Source organism: Bifidobacterium sp. LH_491, from assembly GCF_056356495.1.
The window spans coordinates 574,736-593,867 of record NZ_JBKEUI010000001.1 but is presented as its reverse complement, the minus strand read 5'-3'; the positions used below and the strand labels follow the sequence as shown (position 1 = coordinate 593,867).

Sequence of the window (19,132 nt, the reverse complement as noted above, 5' to 3'; positions counted from 1 at the left end):
ACCCATGGTTATCATGGACAGTGTGATTTTAGACCGTCATAATCGTTTGAATTCCGAAGAATTACGTGCACGACTAAGCAGCATCCAATGGGGCGATGCCACATTCTTGGCCGAGCAAGCCACCGATTTCATCGATCTCATGCAGGTATACGAAGGTGCCATGTACGAAATCAGCACCAAACTGGAGATTCTCGACAACGAATTCCAAGTGCGGTTCTCCCATGACCCCATCCACCACATGGAACGGCGGCTTAAATCCGTCAAATCTATTCTCGGCAAGTTGGAACGTCGCGAACTGCCCATCACCATCCAGTCCATCAAAGATAACCTCTTCGATGTGGCTGGCATCCGCGTCATCTGCAACTACCGTGACGACGTCTACTCCGTAGCAAACTACCTGTCCACACAGTCGGACATCCAGGTACTGCGCGTCAAGGACTACATCAAGAACCCCAAGCAAAACGGCTACCGCAGCCTGCACGTCATCTACGCCGTGCCGGTGTTCCTGTCCTCAGGCGCACACTATACACCGGTAGAAGTGCAGTTCCGCACCATCGCCATGGATTATTGGGCCAGCTTGGAACACGCGTTGCGCTACAAAACCGATTTACCCGACGCCAAACTCTCCGAACATTCGCAGACACTGCTGGACTGTGCGCGTTCCTTGCAAAACATCGAAGTGCAGATGCAGGGTATCCACCGCGACATCAACGGCGCACCTCAAGAAGAAACCCTGCATTCGTAACGCCGCACGGCAGGGGCGGGAGCATCCGATGGCGACGGCTCTCGCCCCGAGCTGAATTTCCCAGCAAATCTTCATCCTTCTCCCCGTACAATGTGACCATATCGTTTTTATGTCAATACTTGCGTCAAAGGAGTATCCATGACCTACGCGCCCCAACCCCAAGGCGGACCATATTCCGCCGCGCCACAGCAGCCTTACGGCTCGAATGTCTATGATGCGCAAACCGCCTACGTGTACGAGCGCACGCGGCGTGTCTCTGTCACCAAAGCCTACGGTGCGATGACGGTGGGACTGCTCATCACCGCAGCCACCGCGTTCCTCACCCAGGCCACGAACGCCTATGTCACATTCATTGCTGCCACAGGACTGTTCGGCATGATCGCGCTCATCGTCGCGCAAGTAGGGCTTGCCATTTACCTGGGAGCCCGCCTGCTCACCATGTCGCCAGCCACCGCCCGCGTGTTGTTCTATGGGTACGCAGCGCTGATGGGCTTTACGCTCAGCACCATTTTCATGGTGTATGACTTGGGTTCGATCGCGCTGACCTTCGTGTTCTGCTCGGTGTTCTACTTTGCGCTGACCATGCTGGGCGTCACCACGAAGGCAAATCTGCTCAAGGCCGGACCAATTCTCTTCGTCGGCCTGATCGTGCTCATCGTCTCGCAAATGGTACTCATGTTCATCGCCCCGACCAACACCACGCTGATGGTGGTCAGCGCCATTGGCGTCGTGCTGTTCGCCGGCATGACGGTATACGACGCGCAGCGCACCCGCGCCATCATGGACCACTATCAGCAGTCCGATCCGGACATGCTCAGCAAGGTCTCGATCCTGTGCGCGCTGAACCTGTATCTTGATTTCATCAATCTGTTCCTGTATATGCTACGCTTCGTCGGCAGCCGCGACTAACGGCAGCGTAAAAACGGCGGGAAACGTTGCTTCCCGCCGTTTTTTGTTATGCGCTACACAGTGCCGCTAGTCATGCATATGATCGATGGCATACTGCGCTTCCTCGGCGGTGAACTTGCCGCCGTATTCGCTGGTCAGCTGATCGCGGATGGCCTCCGGCGACATGGCCATGGTTTCCTCATACTGCTTGGCCTGCTGCACGGCGTTCGCCTGCCAGTCCGCCTGCACATGGTCAATGGCATACTGGGCCGCTTCGGCAGAGAACTGTCCGCCGTATTCGCTCACCAACTGGTCATACACACCCTGACGCGACATGGCCATATCCTGCGCATAGGTAGTCGCCTGACGCAGCGCCGACCGCCAATCCGCCGGCACCTCCTCCTGCTGGGACTGCGCCGCAGAGGCATCTGTTTGTTCCGCATCATCCGTCGCGGCCGTATCGCCGTTTGTCTCACTAGCTGTATCGCCATTTGCCGACTGCTGACTGTTCGTCTCATCAGCAAACGCATCGTCAAGAGCCTTTGAGGCCGCCGCCTGCATATTCAGCGTAACCACCACGGCCAGCACACACAATGCGGTGCCCACCACCGACAGCGCCTTGCCACGCTTACGGCCACGGAAAGCAGCAATCATGGCGACAATGCCCAACACCGCGCCGATTACGCCAAATACGGCGGCAATATTATTGACAATAGGAATAATCGACAACACCAACGCCAAAATACCCAAAATCACTGTGATAATGCCGCACACCGTAGTCTGTTGAGGCGCACTCTGCGATGGCGTCTTGCCTGCAGGATTACCGCCCGCTGGCATCGCCGAGTCGACATTGGTATTGGCAGATTCGTTCACCATATCCATTCCCTTCGTAGTCTCGCCCCACAGTCGTACACAGCCGGCACATCCACATGCACCGCCGGTGAGGCACAAGGTTCACCATACGGAAATTGACGGCACCGCAACATTGACCGTTCGGACATTTCTCACTGCCCCTTCAGGCACCTGTTTCCCCTGCCTCATACCCCATCGGACAATGGCGCGCATCCGGCAATCGACCATAATGGTGAGTATGACCGTTCAACCTCGCCGATACCGCACGACATCCCCGCACTCGCAATCCGACGCAGCGCGCACGGGTGAGGCCGCACAGCAATACCCCGATGTGGCCATCGTCACCCGACGGCTGTGCACCGTGCTTATGATCATCGGCGCGGATGTGATGACCCTGGCCTACACCGCTATATACGCCCAGCAATTCAGCCAAAACTCACCGGGATTCCGGTGGGCGATATTCGCCACCATCATGAGCCTGCCCGTAGGCTTTCTCCTCGTGGCCCGCGACGAATACCCGGACATCATCTTCGTCGTCACCTGCGCCATCGTCATCATCATGCCCTATGACGCAATGCTGATGCTGATGGCACTTACGGCACTGGTCGCCCGACGCAGCAACCCCACCCTAATACGCACCTCTTGCATCATCGGCGCCATCATCAGTGCCGGCACGCAAATACGCGACGCCCTGCAGCCCCATCACGCCAGCATATGGGGCATACTGTTCGCCGACACCGATTCCGGCGTCGTCACCACCCCCCAAGGCACCATCGTCACCGTCGCCGGTATCACCGGACTTGCCGCCGCAGCGGCGGCCATCATGATCGGCCTGCACATCCGCGCCAATGCGATAACCTACACCGCCCGGGCGCAGGCTCAAGCCGCCACCCACCAAGCGGCGACGCTGCAAGCCGATCTGGTCAACCAACAACTCACCGACACCATTGCCGCGCAAGCCCACGATACCCTCGCCCACTCACTGTCGCTCATCGCCTTAAACGCCAACACGTTGCAGCATCACGCGGCAATCCTGCAAGAGGCCTACCCAACGGATAGCGACGCACGCCAGCAAGCCGAAACCCTTGCCCGTACCGCCGCGGATATGCGACGGCAAGCCGCCGGAGCACTGGACGAGGCGCACAGCATCATCGACATGCTACGCCACCCCGAACAGGCAAGCGCACAACTGGCCGAACCGGAATCGGTGGACCTGACGCAGGCATCGCTGGACGAACTGCTACGCGACAACCGCAACGCGGGCATGCAGCTCAACACGTGGATCGACATTCGGCAGTTAAGCGAATTGGACCATACTCTCAGCGCCCTGGCCTATCACATCGTGCAGGAAGGCCTCACCAACGCCAGACGGCATGCCACCCACGAGCCGGTATCTATCCGCGTAAGCGCCGCCCCGGACAGCGGCATCCATATCCATATCAGCAACCCGATGCCATTCCCCACACACCACGCCGCAACACGCACGCGTAGCGGCGAAGGACTCGCCGGCATACGACAACGCGTGTCGCAAGCCAACGGCACATGCCAATACGGCGCCGACGAACACGGCATATTCCATCTCGGCGCCACGCTTCCCTGGACTGCGACGCCAGCCCAGTAGAATAGCGACTGTGCAGGCATCCACTTCTTTGCAACCGCAAGACGAGACACCCATCGTGGTGTGCGTGGCCGATGACGATCCCTTGATCGGCCAGGCCATGCGCATGATTTTGCAGGATTATTCCCATGGCCGCATCATCGTGGCGGCCACCGCCACCGACGGCGACCAGGTATTGCGAGACGTCATCGCCCATCATCCTCACGTCGTGCTCATGGACATCGCCATGCCGGGAATCGATGGCATCGCCACCACCCGCAGGCTCCGCCAACTCGACCAGCCCCCGCACGTCATCATGCTCACCTCGCTCAGCCCTGCGCACACCGTGGAACAGGCCATCGAGGCGGGTGCCGAAGGCTTCGTGTCCAAAACCGATGCGCCGGAAGACATCATCCACCGCATCGTCGCCGTATGCGACAGCGTGCCGCAATTCAATGACGCCAGCCAACGTCATCTCATGCAGACCTTGCGCAGCCAGCAGCCGCAATATCGGCGCGACGAAGCCCGGCAACTGCTCGATACCCTACCCCAGCGCGAGCGCGAAGCCGTGCTCCTCGCCGCCGAAGGCCTGACCAATACCCAAATCGCGGCGCGCATGTTCATCTCCGAACGCACTGCCAAAGCACATCTTTCCAGCGCCTCCGAACGACTCTGCATGTCACGGATCGCCATGGCCAGGCTCGTCGAACGCGCCGACCTGCCGGCCCCGACCGAATCCGATTGCACGGCGTAAGCACGCACGTGCAACCAGCCCCGACGAACCGGCCTACGATCAGCCTCGCTTAGTGAGACGCCTCGCCTGCCATAAGCTGACGCAATACATACGGCAAAATTCCACCGTGACGATAATACTGAGCCTCACCCGGAGTGTCGATGCGCACCACAGCCTCGAAACGGCATTCGCCTCCGTCCGCACGTCTCGCCCGCACCGTTACCGTGCGCGGCGCCTCAGGCGCCTGCCACGCCGATAAACCCTCGATATCGTAGGTTTCCGTACCATCCAGCCCCAGGGACTGCGCGCTGACGCCTTCGGCAAACTGCAGCGGGAGCACGCCCATACCGATGAGGTTGCTGCGATGGATACGTTCGAAACTCTGCGCGATCACCGCACGAACACCCAACAGCATCGTGCCCTTTGCCGCCCAATCGCGCGACGATCCGGTGCCATACTCCTTGCCGGCCAACACCACCAACGGCACTCCCTGCTGGCGATAATGCACGCTGGCCTGCCATATCGTCGTGGGCCGATCCGCAAGGAAATCATATGTGTATCCACCGCTGCGCTCAGGAAGCCCCAGGGAACCCAGCAGCTGATTGCGCAGACGGATATTGCCGAAGGTGCCGCGCATCATCACCTCATGATTGCCTCGGCGCGAACCATACGAGTTGAAGTCCTTGACTTCGACTCCCGCCTCGCGCAAATACTCGCCGGCAGGACTGTCCGCGGCGAACGCGCCCGCCGGGGAAATATGGTCGGTGGTCACCGAGTCACCGAGCAATGCCAACACGCGAGCGCCCTGAATATCGCGCACCGCGTCGACCGTCGCACCCATCCCCTCGAAGAACGGCGGGCGGCGCACATAGGTCGACGTCTCATCCCAGGCGAAAAGCTCGCCGTCCGGGACCGGCAGGGCGCGCCACCGCTCGTCGCCGTCGAACACCGATGCATAATCCCGCTCAAACATCGAACGGTCGATGGTACGCGACACCCATGCGGCCACGTCATCGTTGGACGGCCACAGTTCGCGTAGCATCACCGGCTCGCCGTGCTCGTCGTAACCCACAGGCTGCGTGGCGAAATCAATATCCATGGTGCCGGCGAGCGCATAGGCGATGACCAGCGGCGGAGACGCCAGATAGTTCATGGCGACATCCGGGCTGATGCGGCCTTCGAAATTACGGTTGCCGGACAATACGGCGCTTACCGCCAGGTCATGCTCATGGATGGCGGCGCTGATGTCCTCCGGTAACGGTCCGGAGTTGCCGATGCAGGTGGCGCATCCGAAACCAACCACGTTGAATCCCAAGACATCCAAATCGTCCTGCAGTCCGCTGCTGCGCAGATAGTCGGCTACCACGGGAGAGCCAGGCGCCAGCGAGGTTTTGACCCACGGCTGCGGGCGCAGTCCTCGGCGCACGGCATTGCGCGCCAGCAACCCCGCCGCCATCATGACGCTGGGGTTCGAGGTATTGGTGCATGACGTGATGGAAGCGATGACCACGGCACCGTCACGCAAGTCGAAGTCTCCGAGACGCACGCTATGCACTGGCACGGAACGCTCATGCTGATCGCCGCGCTGTGCGATGTACGTGGGTAGGGTTTCGTGCAACGCCTGCCGCGCGTCGCTAAGGGCAATGCGATCCTGGGGACGTTTCGGTCCGGCGATGGACGGCACCACCGTTGACAAGTCCAAGCTCAGATACTCCGAATACCGCGGTTCCTCATAGGCTGGATCGTGTACGTCGTGCCATAATCCGTTGGCTTTGGCGTAAGCTTCGACCAACGCCACCTGTGTGGCGTCGCGCCCGGTATCGCGCAAGTAGGCGATAGTGACTTCGTCAATGGGGAATATCGCACAGGTGGACCCGAATTCGGGCGCCATATTGCTCATGGTCGCACGGTTCGCCAACGGCATGTTCGCTATACCGTCGCCATAGAATTCCACAAACTTGCCCACCACGCCGTGTTGCCGCAGCATTTCGGTGATGGTGAGCACCACGTCGGTGGCGGTCACGCCTTCGCGCATACTGCCGGTCAGACGGAAACCCACCACCTTGGGCAGTAGCATGGATACCGGCTGTCCCAGCATCGCCGCTTCCGCCTCGATGCCGCCGACGCCCCACCCCAGAACACCCAAACCGTTAATCATCGTGGTGTGCGAGTCCGTACCGACGCAGGAATCCAGATACGCCGTCGGCATGTCTCCCGTCTCATCGACCATCACCACCTGCGCCACATGCTCCAGGTTCACTTGATGAATGATGCCTGTGCCCGGCGGCACCACACGTAAACCGTCGAAGGCACGTTGCCCCCAGCGTAGGAACTGGTAGCGTTCGTGATTGCGCTGATATTCAAGCTCCATATTGCGTTCGCACGCATCCGTCTGCGCGTACGCGTCGATCTGTACGGAATGGTCGATTACCAAATCGACCGGAACCTGTGGGTTAATTACCGACGGATTGCCGCCAAGATCGCGCACCGCATCACGCATGGTGGCCAAATCCACCACACAGGGCACGCCGGTGAAATCCTGCATCACTACACGACTGGGCGTGAACTGCACTTCCGTATCGGGCTGCGCCTGCGGATCCCATCGCAGCAACACCTCCAACTGGTCCTCGCCCACCACACCGCGAGCCATACCCCGCACCGTATGTTCCAGCAGAACGCGCAACGCATATGGCAGACGCCGCATTCCGGGAATATCGGCGATATTCCAGTAGACATAAGAACGATTTGCAACGGTTATCACACTTCGTCGCTCATCACGCAGCGTCATAGCACCTCCCGGCTTAGGACAACAATGTACCTGTACTTATCCCGCCGATTATGCGCCACCAATGCTACGGCAAGGTGAATTGCGCCAGTTACGTCTCTCTAGGTGAGACGGCGACGGGCGACCCACCAGCGATTCACCCGCGCACACGCCCGTTGCACATACGGCGACAGCCAATGGCACAGCATGAACATCGCCACGGCAATCACCAACGACACCACTGTCGGACGCAGCAGATCCCCCGACGGCAGCCGCAGCGCAAAGAACCGCGCCACCAGCGGTATCGCCATGCCCGCCACTCCACATGCGGCACAGGCCAACACCAACAGTCCGCGCCAGGTATGCAACGGCCGTGCCACCAAACTCAACACGGATACGCCCATCACAAACAGCAGGATGGCGCTGGTCGCCCGCAGCTGAGCCAAATCATACGCGGAGTCCAGCACGTGCCAGCCCATCACCACCGGCAGCAACCATGCCGTCAACAGCACGGACAACCCCGTGGCGATGCCGCCCGGCAAGGCAAACCTCACCACCCTGCCTAGGAATCCGGGAATATAACGGCGCGTATTGGAGGCCAGCGAGAGCAAAAACGCCGGTATGCCAATGGTCAGCCCACCCACATAGGTGATATGCCGGGGTAGATACGGATACGGAATCTGCGTGAGCACCACCCCGAAGGAAATTAGCGCCGAATACACCGTCTTGACCAGGAACAGGCTGGCCACACGCTCCATATTCGCCATCACCTGACGGCCCCGCGCCACGACATCGGGCAAATGCGAAAACTTCGAATCCACCAGCACCACCTGCGCCACCGCTTTGGTGGCCGGCGCGGCATTGCCCATCGCAATACCCAGATCAGCCTCCTTGATGGCCAGCGCGTCGTTCACGCCGTCACCAGTCATCGCCACCACATGCCCGCGCGTATGCAGCGCGTCCACTATGGCTTTTTTCTGTTCCGGCAGCACGCGCCCCACCACATCGATCTCTTCCAAGACCCGCGCAAGCTCCTGCGGATCGTCGGGCAACGTGCGGGCATCCACAGCCACCGGATCACGATCCCCGGCAAGCCGCACCTTACGGGCGATGGCGGCAACCGTCACAGGATTGTCTCCGGAAATCACCCGACAGCGCACGCCCTGCTGCCTGAACCATGCCAGCGTTTGCTCGGCATCCTCGCGCACATGCTCGTCACACAACACCAAGGCGACGGGCACCGCCGAAGACGCTATCACAGGCTCGCCAACGCCAGCGTTTCCCTCATGAGCCCCGCCATCGGTGGCGCGGGCCACCACCAGCACACGATGGCCCTGCCCCGCCAATTGCGACACCTGGCTCGCCGCCTCGCGCACCACGTCATCCTGCAGCGCCGCCATCACCATTTCCGGCGCTCCCATATACCACCAGGTATCGCGCACGCGCACCGCGCTCCATTTGCGAGCCGACGAAAACGGCACCCGTTCGTCCACCGCACCGGGCACCACCCCCTGCCCGCGCAAATATGCCAGCACCGCGGCACCAGTCCCGTTGGGCTGAGGTTCGTCGCAGACGTCGTACAGCGCCTGTCGCGTATCATCCGCATAATCCTCACGCAGCATCACCAACGCGGACATCACCATGCCGCCGTCCGTAATCGTGCCGGTTTTATCCAGATTCAAGGCATCGACGCGCGCCAGCGTCTCCACCGATTCCAACTCCTGCACCAACGTCTGCCGACGGGCCAGCCGCATCGCCGCCACGGCAAAATTCAGCGAGGTAAGCAGCACCAAACCCTCAGGAATCATGCCGACCACACCGGCCACCGCGGACACCACAGCATGACGCCACTGACCGGTTTGCCATGCCACCGACACACCGCCCAGCGCGTGCATCTGCGACCACACCAGCAATACGCACAACGGCACCACCACGATGGTCATGAATTTCAAAATGGTGTTGATGCCCCGGTTCAAATCAGAAATCGTCTTGCGATACACCTTGGCCTGCGCCGTCAATTTCGCCGCATAACTACTGGCGCCCACAGCCGTCACCCGTACCAAACCGGCACCCGCCACCACGGATGAGCCGGAATACACCGTCTTGCCTTCTACGCCATGTACCGTGCGTGACTCGCCGGTCAACATGGATTCGTCGAGTTCCAATCCCCAATTGCGTAAGATTTGCGCATCCGCAGGCACCTGATCACCCGCATGCAGCCACAACACGTCATCCATGACGATGTGGTCATGACCCACCTGCATATCACAACCGTCGCGTCGCACCGTATACTGCGAGGCTACCAAAATGGACAAGCGGTCCAGCGTGCGCTTCGCCCGCAACTCGGTAATGATGCCGATGCCGGTGTTGATGATGATCACCATGCCGAACACCGCGTCGCGCCATGAGCCCGTCAGCAGCACCAATACCATGGCCACCGCAATAATGCCATTGAACAGTGTGCACACATTGGCACGAATGATAGTCGCCACCGAGCGCGACGTCGTATCATGCGTCACATTCACCGCGCCACGTGCCACACGCTCATCGACTTCGACCGCGGACAATCCCGCAATATCAGGTGCCTGGATATGAGCGTCATCCTGTCGTAGCGTCATCAGCGTCCTTACCGTCCGAAAAAGGCAGCACGTGCCCTGTATCTCTAACCCATTATGCCGTGGCTTGGGTACGAACGCCACTGAGCCCCGCTCGATACGGACAGCACACCAACAGAACACGCGTCCGTGGTATACCACATACCAACACCGCTGCCTGCATTCCCGTCAGTCAAGCCGTACCGAAATCGTGCGTGCGTGTGGCTCATCGGCAGCGACCGTCACCAACACGTCGTCCAATGATTGCGCCGAAGCGTCACTGTCACTGCGCAACACGGCGGCGAATAATGTCTCGCGTTTCGGCAAGCGCTGCGGATCGAGCAGCACCACCGCCACCCCAGCCTCACGCACATATCGTAGCGCCGCACGCCATGCAGCCGCATGGGCGTCGTCATACGCCAGCTTCGACAGCACAATCAGATTGACCTGACGATTCGCCATATCGCGCAATCCTTGGCATCCAGCCACTACGGGATTATCCACATCATTCGTCGACGCATACACCGTATGCAATCCACGTTCCTGCAACCATGCGAGCACCGACGCATCAAACGCCGTATCCGACGAACCGATATACCCCAGCGTCATCTCCATACGCCGCGGTTCATCATGCGCCACATCAGCCGCACTGCGCGTGTCACCAACCGCTTGTCCGGCAGGCGTACACGCTGATAGCCCCAGACCCAACGCCAAGGTCGCAAGTATGCCCACAACGCGACTGCCCGTTGCGCCGCACCTGCCTAATATGCCAATCACCGTGCGCCTGCCTGCGACCGCTCACGCCGAAACACGGCGACCACCTCAACATGATGCGTCATCGGATACACATCGAAAGCCCGCACGGCCGGAGTCTGATAGCCCAACGACATCAACGTGGCGGTATCACGGGCCACGCTGGCCACATCACAGGCAACATACACCACCACCGGCGCACCGCTGCGGGCAATCTGGCGACATACCTGCGCCTTGGCACCTGCGCGCGGCGGGTCAAGCACCACCACATCAGGGTTGCTCAAAGCCTGCGGCACCTGGCGCAAGCTGGCCGACACATCTCCGCAGTGCAGGTGCACGCGCCCGTCCACTCCCATGGCTTGCACGGTACGCCGCGCGGCGCTCACCGCAGGCTGGGCACCTTCCACCGCGAACACCCGCGAGTGCGGTGCCGTCGCGCATGCCATCGGCACGGTAAACAATCCCGAACCCGAATACAAATCCCACAGCACCGGAGCGTCATTACCGGCCGTAGCCTCACGCACCGCATCCATCACCGCACCGCACAATGCCAACGGTGCCTGACGGTGCATCTGCCAAAACCCCTTGGCGGCAACCTCATAGTGGTAATCGACGCCGTCATACGGCACACACTCATGCAGTCGCGCGTTGCCCGAGTCCAGCACGCCATCCACCAGCACCGCATAATTGTCACCGACGGCCCGTAGCAGCGTCTCATCGTCAGCCGCTATGTCATCCATATGCCGAGGCTGGGGGACGGCAATGCGAATCTGTGCTCCAGCGGCAAACGTGCGTTCCCATACGCCCTCGCGCTTTGCCACTGCCAGCAAAGCACGGCTCGCCAACGGCATATCGTCGATCGGCACGCGCACATGGGTGCCGCGCCGGTGCATGGATACGCGACCGTGCTCATCGGCAATCATCTCGATACGCGTACGCCAGTGCAAGCCCGCCAAGGCGTCATCACCCGCCATGCGCCCCACCGTCAGGTCATCGAGCTCGCAATGCCCCAACCGTGCCATCTGCTCGTGCACCACCGCTGACTTCCATGCCAGCTGACCGGGCAAATCCACATGAATCAGATCAGCCCCGCCGACACCACCGCCCTGCGACAACGGACCGGCCAATGCCCACGGCGGCGATACCCGATGCTCATTGGCATCCAGCACCTCCACCACTTCGCCCGTCCAAAAACGGTCAGTACGGTCGCACGGCTCATCCAGCTCGATACGCACCAATTCTCCCGGCAAGGCGAATCGCACGAACACCACACGGCCATCGACATGAGCCACGCACCGCCCCTGATCGGCGTAGCGTTCCATACGGACGGTCATCTGCATACTCGTGTTCTCCTTCGTTCTTCTGAGCACGGCTTGAAACAATGCTCACTGTCACACGGCCGATATGCCGCCGCACGTCACTGGTACCAGCGTGAACTACCGCCCCGATTCGCCGGATTCACGCCGCTGCGACGCTTCCTGCGCCGCTTCGGCCCGCTGCCGCTCGCGCACACGATGCTGATGCAAAGGCGTAGCAATGATAAGATACGACACCCAAATGGCAGCCGCCCAGAACGGAATGCCCATCAGCAACCGCGTCGTGCCCAGCCAGCCTACGTTGTTCGTCAGATACAACGGCACCTGCACCAGCAAACGCAGGGCAAACACGCCAATCCACAGCACGGTGATAACCGTATAGGCACGAAGCAAGGCCTTATCCGAGCGCCAGGCACGCAGCCATTCACCCAAACGCTCGGTGGGCATCGAGCGGATGAACTCCACCACCAGCCCCAATCCAGGCACCCGTACCAACACCGACACCAACAGCAGCACCGCATACACCGCATTGGTCAGAAAACCGAACACATAGTAATTGCGCGCCTCATGGCTTTGCCACGCCCACACCAGGCAAATGCCGACGGCAATCAGTCCGCTCACCGCTCCCCATGCCGATTGGCGTTGCACCAAGCGCACCACAACCTGCAGCACCGCCAATACCGCCGAAGCAATCACCGTAACCTGCACATCACGGGTTATCACGAACAGCACGACAAACAGCACGCCCGGCAGCATGGATTCCACGACACCACGAACGCCGCCAATCGCTTCGATGACCGAAAACTCGGCACCGTCGCCAGCTGCGGCCAAAGCCGACAAACCGGTATTCTTGCGAGGCTGCTCCATGATTATCGAACTTCAGAGAACATCGGACCACGCGACAGGGTGGTCTTGACTTCCGTCTGCTGATCGGAATCGAACGGTCCCTTGGGCTGCTCAGGCATAGATGGCGCACTCTTCTCGTCGCCCTCGTCGCCTTCCTGCGCCGCACGGCGCTCGCCCGGCGTGACGGGAGGATGCATGGGAATCAAATCACGCGGCGCCAACGGCTCCTCACCACGTTCGATGACAATATCGGCAAAGAATCGGTTCAATGCTTCTGCGTCATCCGTGCCTTCCTGCGCCGCAGCGCCGGAGAATACACCACGCAGCATCCAGCGCGGCCCATCCACGCCGACAATGCGTGTCATCACGGTCTTGCCGTCCTTGAGCGTCACCGGCATGGCCACTTCCATACCAAACACGCCCTCATGCTCGCTGGCCTGGCTGTTGCCCTCCAACAAGTCCTGGCGCACATCATCCCATAAGCCAGCTGTCTTCGGCGCGGCGAACGCCTCGATTTCCACGCTGGACGTGCCGAAGGTAATCGTAGATCCCAACACCTGACGCGTTTCACGGCTTGCCTTGATTCCCAAGCCGATGCCTTGCATGAACGGCAGATAATACGCGCCCAAATCCAGATATTCGTCATAATCGGGAACGTCCTCGTCATTGACGTCCCAGGGGCCGCGAGACTGTCCACGACCCTCATAGCACATACCGACGCCCATGGAAGCATCGTCCTGCGTCTCCTGCTCCCCCGACTCGATGCCCTGCTCCACTGCAGCGGAGTCTACCTGGCTTGCCGTCTCCTCATCGTGACGCTTCTTCTTGCCGAATCCAAACAATCCCATGATTCCTCATTTCGTCAATATGCGATTGCAACCGTGACTAGCCTAGCACTTCCACCTTGCGCGCCGCGTCAGCACGCCACGCGCCATGCCGCGACTCACACGTCATAGGTGACGGTCAGCGGCGCGTGATCCGACCATCGGGCGTCGTAACTGGGAGCCTTGTCGATGACGAACCCACGAGCTGTCTGTGCCAGCTCAGGCGTGGCAAACTGATAGTCGATACGCCAGCCCATGTTATTGTCAAACGCCTTGCCGCGCTGGCTCCACCAGGTATACGGGCCTTGCACATCGCCGGCCAAATCGCGCACCACATCCACGAACTCGTATTCTTCCAGCCACCGGTCGATGTAGGCACGCTCCTGCGGCAGGAATCCGGCATGGGTCTCATTGGCCTTGGCGTTCTTGATATCCAACGGCGTATGCGCGATATTGAAATCTCCGCACAAGATGGTTTGCCGCCCACCATTGGCAGCTTCGTGGCGAAGCTCGCCCAAACGCTGCAGCATCGTGTCCAGGAAGCGATATTTCTGCTCCATCTTCAATGGATCGTCCATATTGCCGGCGTGCACATATACGCTGGCAATCGTCAGCGTATACCCCTGCGGCGTGGTGATATCCGCTTCGATCCACCGCCCCGAGTCCACGTCCTCTTCCAACCCCGGCAACCCGTACCGACGCTCCAGCACCGGCAAAGTGGACAGCAGTCCCACACCGGCACGACCCTTGACGCGACATACTTCGTTCATGGTCTGCAACTCGCCGTCGCGCAGACGCGACGACGTGGCATACGTGAACGCCAGCTCCTGGAAGATACCGTCGACATCCTCCTGCGGGGCACGCACCTCCTGCATGCACCACACGTCGGGAGCGTTCTGCGATGCCCAGTGTTCCAGCCCCTTGCGCTTCGCCGCGCGAATGCCGTTCATATTGGAAGTCGTCACTGTAATGCTCATGGATACGAGCATACCAGCGCTGACGCCTCGTGGGGCCCACAACAATGTGAGGCTTGGCACATTGCCAAGCCTCACCATTACGATACGCTACTCGTCGCAGCCGCTCGCTTAATCCAGACCCAGCTGCAGCTTGCCGCCGGGAATGGCGTCCAGCAGATCACGAGTGTACTGCTGCTGCGGATGGTCGAACACCTGGTCGGTGGTCGCATGCTCCACGAGCTTGCCGTGCTGCATCACCACCACTTCGTCGGCAATCTGACGAACCACCGCCAAATCGTGGGTGATGAACAGGTAGCTCAGACCCTTTTCAGCCTGCAGATCGTTGAGTAGCTGCAGCACTTGGTCCTGCACCAACACGTCCAATGCGGACACGGCCTCGTCACACACGATCACATCTGGGTCGAGTGCCATGGCACGAGCCACGGCGATACGCTGACGCTGACCGCCCGACAACTCGTTGGGATAGCGGGTCATCACGGATTCGGGCATCTTGACCATGTCCAGCAACTCGCGCACACGCGCCGCACGGCTCTTCGCATCGCCGATCTTATGGATGCGCAGCGGTTCTTCGATCGAACGGAAGATGGAGTACATCGGATCGAGCGAACCATACGGGTTCTGGAACACCGGCTGCACATGACGACGGAAGTCCAGCAGCGCCGACCCCTTCAAGCCGGCGATGCTCTTGCCCTCGTAGGTGACCTCACCGCTGGTCGGCTCCAACAACTTCAGCACCATGTTCGCCACGGTGGACTTGCCCGAACCGGACTCGCCCACAATGGCCAGCGTGGTGCCACGCTTCACCGAGAACGACACGTCGTCCACAGCCTTGAACATCTCCTTGCGGCGCGGCAGCTTGAACTCCTTGGTCAGGTGCTCCACCGTAATGATGTGCTCGCTGCGTTCCAGCACGTCGTTGCCCACCGTGTGATGTTCCATCAGCGCGGAGGCATCCTCGCCACGCTCCTTGGCCGAGATAATGCGCTGGGACGCCAAGGACGGAGCCGCGGCAACCAGACGCTTGGTATATGGATGCTGCGGATGCTGCAACACTTCCAAGGACGGACCGGACTCGACGACCTGGCCCTTGTACATCACCACAATGTGCTGGGCGCGCTCGGCGGCCAGACCCAAGTCGTGGGTGATGAACAACACTGCGGTGCCCAATGAATCGGTAAGCATGTGCAGGTGGTCGAGAATCTTCTTCTGGACGGTCACATCCAACGCGGACGTCGGCTCGTCGGCGATCAGCAGGTCAGGACGAGACGCCAAACCGATGGCGATCAGCGCACGCTGGCGCATACCGCCCGAGAACTCATGCGGGAACTGACGGGCACGCGTGGCGGCATCCGGCAAACCAGCCTCCGACAGCAAACCGGCAATGCGGTCTTCCATATTGGAACCGTTGACATACTGCTTGGCCAGCGACCATGCGGTATCGTCCTGCACGCCAGACTGGATGAGGTCCTGCGCCACACGCCAGCGAGTTTCCGAACCAGGGACCCATTCTTCATCGAAATACGCCATGCGCGCATCGATATCTGTCACACCGGCGGAGCTCAACGCGGCACGCGCCGCCGCCATCAATCCATCACGGTCCTTGGCCGCCAGGAACAACTCATCGTCGTTATCCTTCAGCTGCACGTCTTCGACCGCCAGCGCCTTGGCAAGCTTCGAGCGCTTCTCGTGCGAAACGTCCATGCCACTGGCCTTAAGCGCCTCCTTGACTTGCGTGCCAATGCGCCACACTGGATTGAGGTTGCTCATCGGGTCCTGCGGAACCAAGCCCATGTGACGTCCGCGCAGCTTGCTGAATTCCTTATCGCTCTTGCCGACGAGTTCCTCGCCGTTGAGCTTCATGCTGCCGCCAACAACCTTGCCGGTACCCGCCAGCAAACCGAGCACCGCCATGGCGGAAGTCGACTTGCCCGAACCGGACTCGCCTACGATGGCGACCCACTGGCCAGGATACACGGAGAAGTTGGCACTGCGCACGGCATGCACGGTGTGCTTGCCGGAGGTGAAGTCAACCTGCAGGTCCTTGACTTCCAGGAGCGGTCCTTGTTCCAGCTGCAACCCACGCAAGGAGCCTTCGGCGGAACGCTGTGTATTCATCGCTGTTTCGTTCATAGCTTCCTCCACACTTACGCCTTACGGCTCTTCGGGTTCAGCGCGTCCTGGACGGAGTCACCCAGCAAAATGAATGCCAACACGGTGATCGCCAACGCGGCGGACGGATAGAACAACACCGAAGGATTCGTCGTCAGCACTGTCTGCGCGGTGGAAATATCGCCACCCCAGCTCACCACGGTGCTCGGCAAGCCAATGCCCAGGAAGCTCAGCGTCGCCTCGGACACAATGTATCCGCCCAACGACATAGTCGCCATCACGATGATGGGCGCTAGGGAATTCGGCAGAATATGACGGAACAGATTGCGCATCGGCGAGGAGCCCAATGCTGTGGACGCGGTATTGAACTCAAGGTTTTTCGCCTCCAACACCGCGCTCCGTGTAATACGGGCCATGCTCACCCAGCCAAACAGCGACAGCGCGAAGACAATCTTCCAAATCGATGAGGAATCACGGAACATCTGCAGCAGCACGATGGCACCAAGCAGCAACGGCACGGCATAGAAGATGTCGACCAAACGGCTAATGATCGCATCGACCCAGCCACCGAAGAAGCCGGCCAGCGCGCCCAGCAAAGCACCGATCACCGTCACCATCAGCGTGGTGAGGATACCGATGCTCACCGATACGCGTGCGCCGTATACCACGCGGGCATACACGTCGCAGCCCTGCATATCGAAGCCGAAGGGATGGCCCTCGCTCGGCTTGTTTAACGAATTCATCAAATCGCAAGCCGCCGGATCGGTTTTGGTGAATAGCTGCGGGAACAGCGCTACAATCAGCACCATCACCACCAAAATGGCAGAGACAATGAACATCGGATTACGGCGAAGCTGACGCCATGCATCCGCCCACATACTGGTCGGCGGCATGGAATCGTCCAAGGAGTCTACCTCATGCAACGGAGTCTCCTCCAGCGGAGCAACCATGCGCTCCTGTCCGGGCAATGCCTCAATGAACATCGCCTCGCCGGGAATCACGGCTTCGAGATTCTTATCACTCATCGTTCACACCTCTCACTTGCCGTAACGGATACGCGGATCAAGCACGGCGTACAGCATGTCCACCACTAGGTTGCAAATCACAAAGATGAATACCAGCAGAGTGACGATGGAGACAACCAGTGGTCCTTCGCCACGCAAAATCGCTTGGTACAACGTGTTGCCGATACCCTGGATATTGAAGATGCGCTCGGAAATCATGGCACCACCCATCAATGCTCCCAAGTCGGCGCCCAGATAGGTGACCAGTGGAATCAACGAGTTGCGCAGCACATGACGCAGCATTACCGAGTTGCGTGACATACCCTTGGCAAACGCCGTGCGCACGTAATCCTCGGCGATGTTCTCGGTGATTTCGCTGCGGCTCAGACGAATAATAGATGCCATCGAAACGCTGCCCAGCACCATTGCCGGCATCAGCAGATCCAAGAAACCGGGATTTGCGCCGGCGGTCACCGGCAGAATGCGCCATTTGACACCCAACAGGTACTGCATGACGAAGCCGGTTACAAAGGTCGGCACCGAAATGAGCAGCAACGAAATAATCAGGATGACGGAGTCATACCACTTGCCCTTCTTCAAGCCGGAGATGACACCGAAGATGACGCCGAAGATCGCCTCGAACACAAACGCCATGATCGCCAACTTGATGGTGACCGGGAATGCGCGTCCAATCACGTCGATAACTGGCTGCTGCGAGAACGTCTGACCGAAGTTCAAGGTCAGTGCGTTGCCCAGGAACAACAGGTACTGGACGATGAACGGCTTATCGAGGTTGTACTCGGCACGAATCTGCGCTTCGACGGCCTTATTGACCGGCTTGCTGCCGAACATGGCGGCCACCGGGTCGCCAGGCAGCGCGAATACCAGCGCGTAGATCAACAGCGTCGTGCCAAGAATCACGGGTATCATCTGCACGATACGCCGCAACAAATACTTCAGCATCGGCTAACTCCTTTTTTGCGGTGCCACGACGCCCGCAAAAGCGACAACGGCACATGACATGCTCTCGGGTGCAAATCCCATGAGCACATCCGACTCATGCCTAACCAGCGACAACGACGCAAATCTGTCGATTCCAAGACGCGGCGCAAGCCAGCGGCCAACCGACG

At 60.0% G+C, this 19,132-nt stretch carries 15 protein-coding genes; 4 read left to right on the top strand and 11 right to left on the bottom strand.

The window, feature by feature from the left end; all coding sequences use genetic code 11:
* Positions 1 to 13 precede the first annotated feature (13 nt).
* Together AC1AWK_RS02005 and AC1AWK_RS02000 are read left to right on the top strand one after the other, a co-directional pair.
* Positions 14 to 745 (top strand): GTP pyrophosphokinase, encoded by a 732-nt coding sequence (locus AC1AWK_RS02005; RefSeq protein ID WP_476569535.1) that lies wholly within the window; start codon positions 14 to 16, stop codon positions 743 to 745.
* 138 nt (positions 746 to 883) lie between these two features.
* On the top strand, positions 884 to 1,654 hold the full coding sequence (locus AC1AWK_RS02000) for a Bax inhibitor-1/YccA family protein (RefSeq protein WP_476567696.1): 771 nt from the start codon (positions 884 to 886) through the stop codon (positions 1,652 to 1,654).
* Positions 1,655 to 1,720: 66 nt separating this feature from the next.
* Here AC1AWK_RS02000 and AC1AWK_RS01995 read toward each other — a convergent pair whose 3' ends face one another.
* Entirely contained in the window at positions 1,721 to 2,509 is a 789-nt protein-coding gene (locus AC1AWK_RS01995; RefSeq protein ID WP_476567694.1) for an Ltp family lipoprotein, read from the bottom strand.
* 214 nt (positions 2,510 to 2,723) lie between these two features.
* Between AC1AWK_RS01995 and AC1AWK_RS01990 the strand changes: the two genes are divergently transcribed.
* Positions 2,724 to 4,106 carry a sensor histidine kinase gene (locus tag AC1AWK_RS01990; RefSeq protein WP_476567692.1) on the top strand — a complete coding sequence of 461 codons (1,383 nt, stop codon included), beginning with the start codon at positions 2,724 to 2,726 and terminating at the stop codon, positions 4,104 to 4,106.
* A gap of 10 nt (positions 4,107 to 4,116) precedes the next feature.
* Complete coding sequence (locus AC1AWK_RS01985; RefSeq protein ID WP_476567690.1) at positions 4,117 to 4,836, top strand: response regulator transcription factor; 720 nt, start codon at positions 4,117 to 4,119, stop codon at positions 4,834 to 4,836.
* Positions 4,837 to 4,885: 49 nt separating this feature from the next.
* Here the strand turns inward: AC1AWK_RS01985 and acnA are convergent, their stop codons facing one another.
* The 10 genes from acnA to AC1AWK_RS01935 form a co-directional block, all read right to left on the bottom strand.
* On the bottom strand, positions 4,886 to 7,603 hold the full coding sequence (gene acnA, locus AC1AWK_RS01980) for an aconitate hydratase AcnA (RefSeq protein WP_476567688.1): 2,718 nt from the start codon (positions 7,601 to 7,603) through the stop codon (positions 4,886 to 4,888).
* A gap of 98 nt (positions 7,604 to 7,701) precedes the next feature.
* Entirely contained in the window at positions 7,702 to 10,197 is a 2,496-nt protein-coding gene (locus tag AC1AWK_RS01975; protein WP_476567686.1) for an HAD-IC family P-type ATPase, read from the bottom strand.
* Positions 10,198 to 10,362: 165 nt separating this feature from the next.
* Complete coding sequence (locus tag AC1AWK_RS01970; RefSeq protein WP_476567684.1) at positions 10,363 to 10,905, bottom strand: type 1 periplasmic-binding domain-containing protein; 543 nt, start codon at positions 10,903 to 10,905, stop codon at positions 10,363 to 10,365.
* A 41-nt stretch (positions 10,906 to 10,946) separates the two neighbouring features.
* Positions 10,947 to 12,266: a class I SAM-dependent RNA methyltransferase gene (locus AC1AWK_RS01965; RefSeq protein ID WP_476567683.1), complete on the bottom strand. Its 1,320-nt coding sequence runs from the start codon at positions 12,264 to 12,266 to the stop codon at positions 10,947 to 10,949.
* Positions 12,267 to 12,362: 96 nt separating this feature from the next.
* On the bottom strand, positions 12,363 to 13,109 hold the full coding sequence (locus tag AC1AWK_RS01960; RefSeq protein WP_476567681.1) for a DUF3159 domain-containing protein: 747 nt from the start codon (positions 13,107 to 13,109) through the stop codon (positions 12,363 to 12,365).
* Positions 13,110 to 13,111: 2 nt separating this feature from the next.
* Positions 13,112 to 13,936: a DUF3710 domain-containing protein gene (locus tag AC1AWK_RS01955; RefSeq protein ID WP_476567679.1), complete on the bottom strand. Its 825-nt coding sequence runs from the start codon at positions 13,934 to 13,936 to the stop codon at positions 13,112 to 13,114.
* A 95-nt stretch (positions 13,937 to 14,031) separates the two neighbouring features.
* The gene (locus tag AC1AWK_RS01950) at positions 14,032 to 14,889 is read right to left on the bottom strand and encodes an exodeoxyribonuclease III (RefSeq protein WP_476567677.1); all 858 of its coding nucleotides are present in this window, start codon (positions 14,887 to 14,889) and stop codon (positions 14,032 to 14,034) included.
* A 108-nt stretch (positions 14,890 to 14,997) separates the two neighbouring features.
* Positions 14,998 to 17,004: a dipeptide ABC transporter ATP-binding protein gene (locus AC1AWK_RS01945; protein ID WP_476569533.1), complete on the bottom strand. Its 2,007-nt coding sequence runs from the start codon at positions 17,002 to 17,004 to the stop codon at positions 14,998 to 15,000.
* A 29-nt stretch (positions 17,005 to 17,033) separates the two neighbouring features.
* Entirely contained in the window at positions 17,034 to 18,023 is a 990-nt protein-coding gene (locus AC1AWK_RS01940; RefSeq protein WP_476567675.1) for an ABC transporter permease, read from the bottom strand.
* 12 nt (positions 18,024 to 18,035) lie between these two features.
* Positions 18,036 to 18,965, bottom strand: coding sequence for an ABC transporter permease (locus AC1AWK_RS01935; protein WP_476567673.1), 930 nt, complete (start codon positions 18,963 to 18,965; stop codon positions 18,036 to 18,038).
* Between the last annotated feature and the right edge of the window lie 167 nt (positions 18,966 to 19,132).

What these genes read in the sequence shown, in the direction of transcription:
- AC1AWK_RS01965 (WP_476567683.1), bottom strand. Translation starts at nt 12,266, where the DNA reads ATGCAGATGACCGTCCGTATGGAACGCTACGCCGATCAGGGGCGGTGC.
- AC1AWK_RS01990 (WP_476567692.1), top strand. Translation starts at nt 2,724, where the DNA reads ATGACCGTTCAACCTCGCCGATACCGCACGACATCCCCGCACTCGCAA.
- AC1AWK_RS01950 (WP_476567677.1), bottom strand. Translation starts at nt 14,889, where the DNA reads ATGAGCATTACAGTGACGACTTCCAATATGAACGGCATTCGCGCGGCG.
- AC1AWK_RS01940 (WP_476567675.1), bottom strand. Translation starts at nt 18,023, where the DNA reads ATGAGTGATAAGAATCTCGAAGCCGTGATTCCCGGCGAGGCGATGTTC.
- AC1AWK_RS02000 (WP_476567696.1), top strand. Translation starts at nt 884, where the DNA reads ATGACCTACGCGCCCCAACCCCAAGGCGGACCATATTCCGCCGCGCCA.
- AC1AWK_RS01955 (WP_476567679.1), bottom strand. Translation starts at nt 13,936, where the DNA reads ATGGGATTGTTTGGATTCGGCAAGAAGAAGCGTCACGATGAGGAGACG.
- AC1AWK_RS01960 (WP_476567681.1), bottom strand. Translation starts at nt 13,109, where the DNA reads ATGGAGCAGCCTCGCAAGAATACCGGTTTGTCGGCTTTGGCCGCAGCT.
- AC1AWK_RS01945 (WP_476569533.1), bottom strand. Translation starts at nt 17,004, where the DNA reads ATGAATACACAGCGTTCCGCCGAAGGCTCCTTGCGTGGGTTGCAGCTG.
- AC1AWK_RS01975 (WP_476567686.1), bottom strand. Translation starts at nt 10,197, where the DNA reads ATGACGCTACGACAGGATGACGCTCATATCCAGGCACCTGATATTGCG.
- AC1AWK_RS02005 (WP_476569535.1), top strand. Translation starts at nt 14, where the DNA reads ATGGACAGTGTGATTTTAGACCGTCATAATCGTTTGAATTCCGAAGAA.
- AC1AWK_RS01995 (WP_476567694.1), bottom strand. Translation starts at nt 2,509, where the DNA reads ATGGTGAACGAATCTGCCAATACCAATGTCGACTCGGCGATGCCAGCG.
- AC1AWK_RS01935 (WP_476567673.1), bottom strand. Translation starts at nt 18,965, where the DNA reads ATGCTGAAGTATTTGTTGCGGCGTATCGTGCAGATGATACCCGTGATT.
- acnA (WP_476567688.1), bottom strand. Translation starts at nt 7,603, where the DNA reads ATGACGCTGCGTGATGAGCGACGAAGTGTGATAACCGTTGCAAATCGT.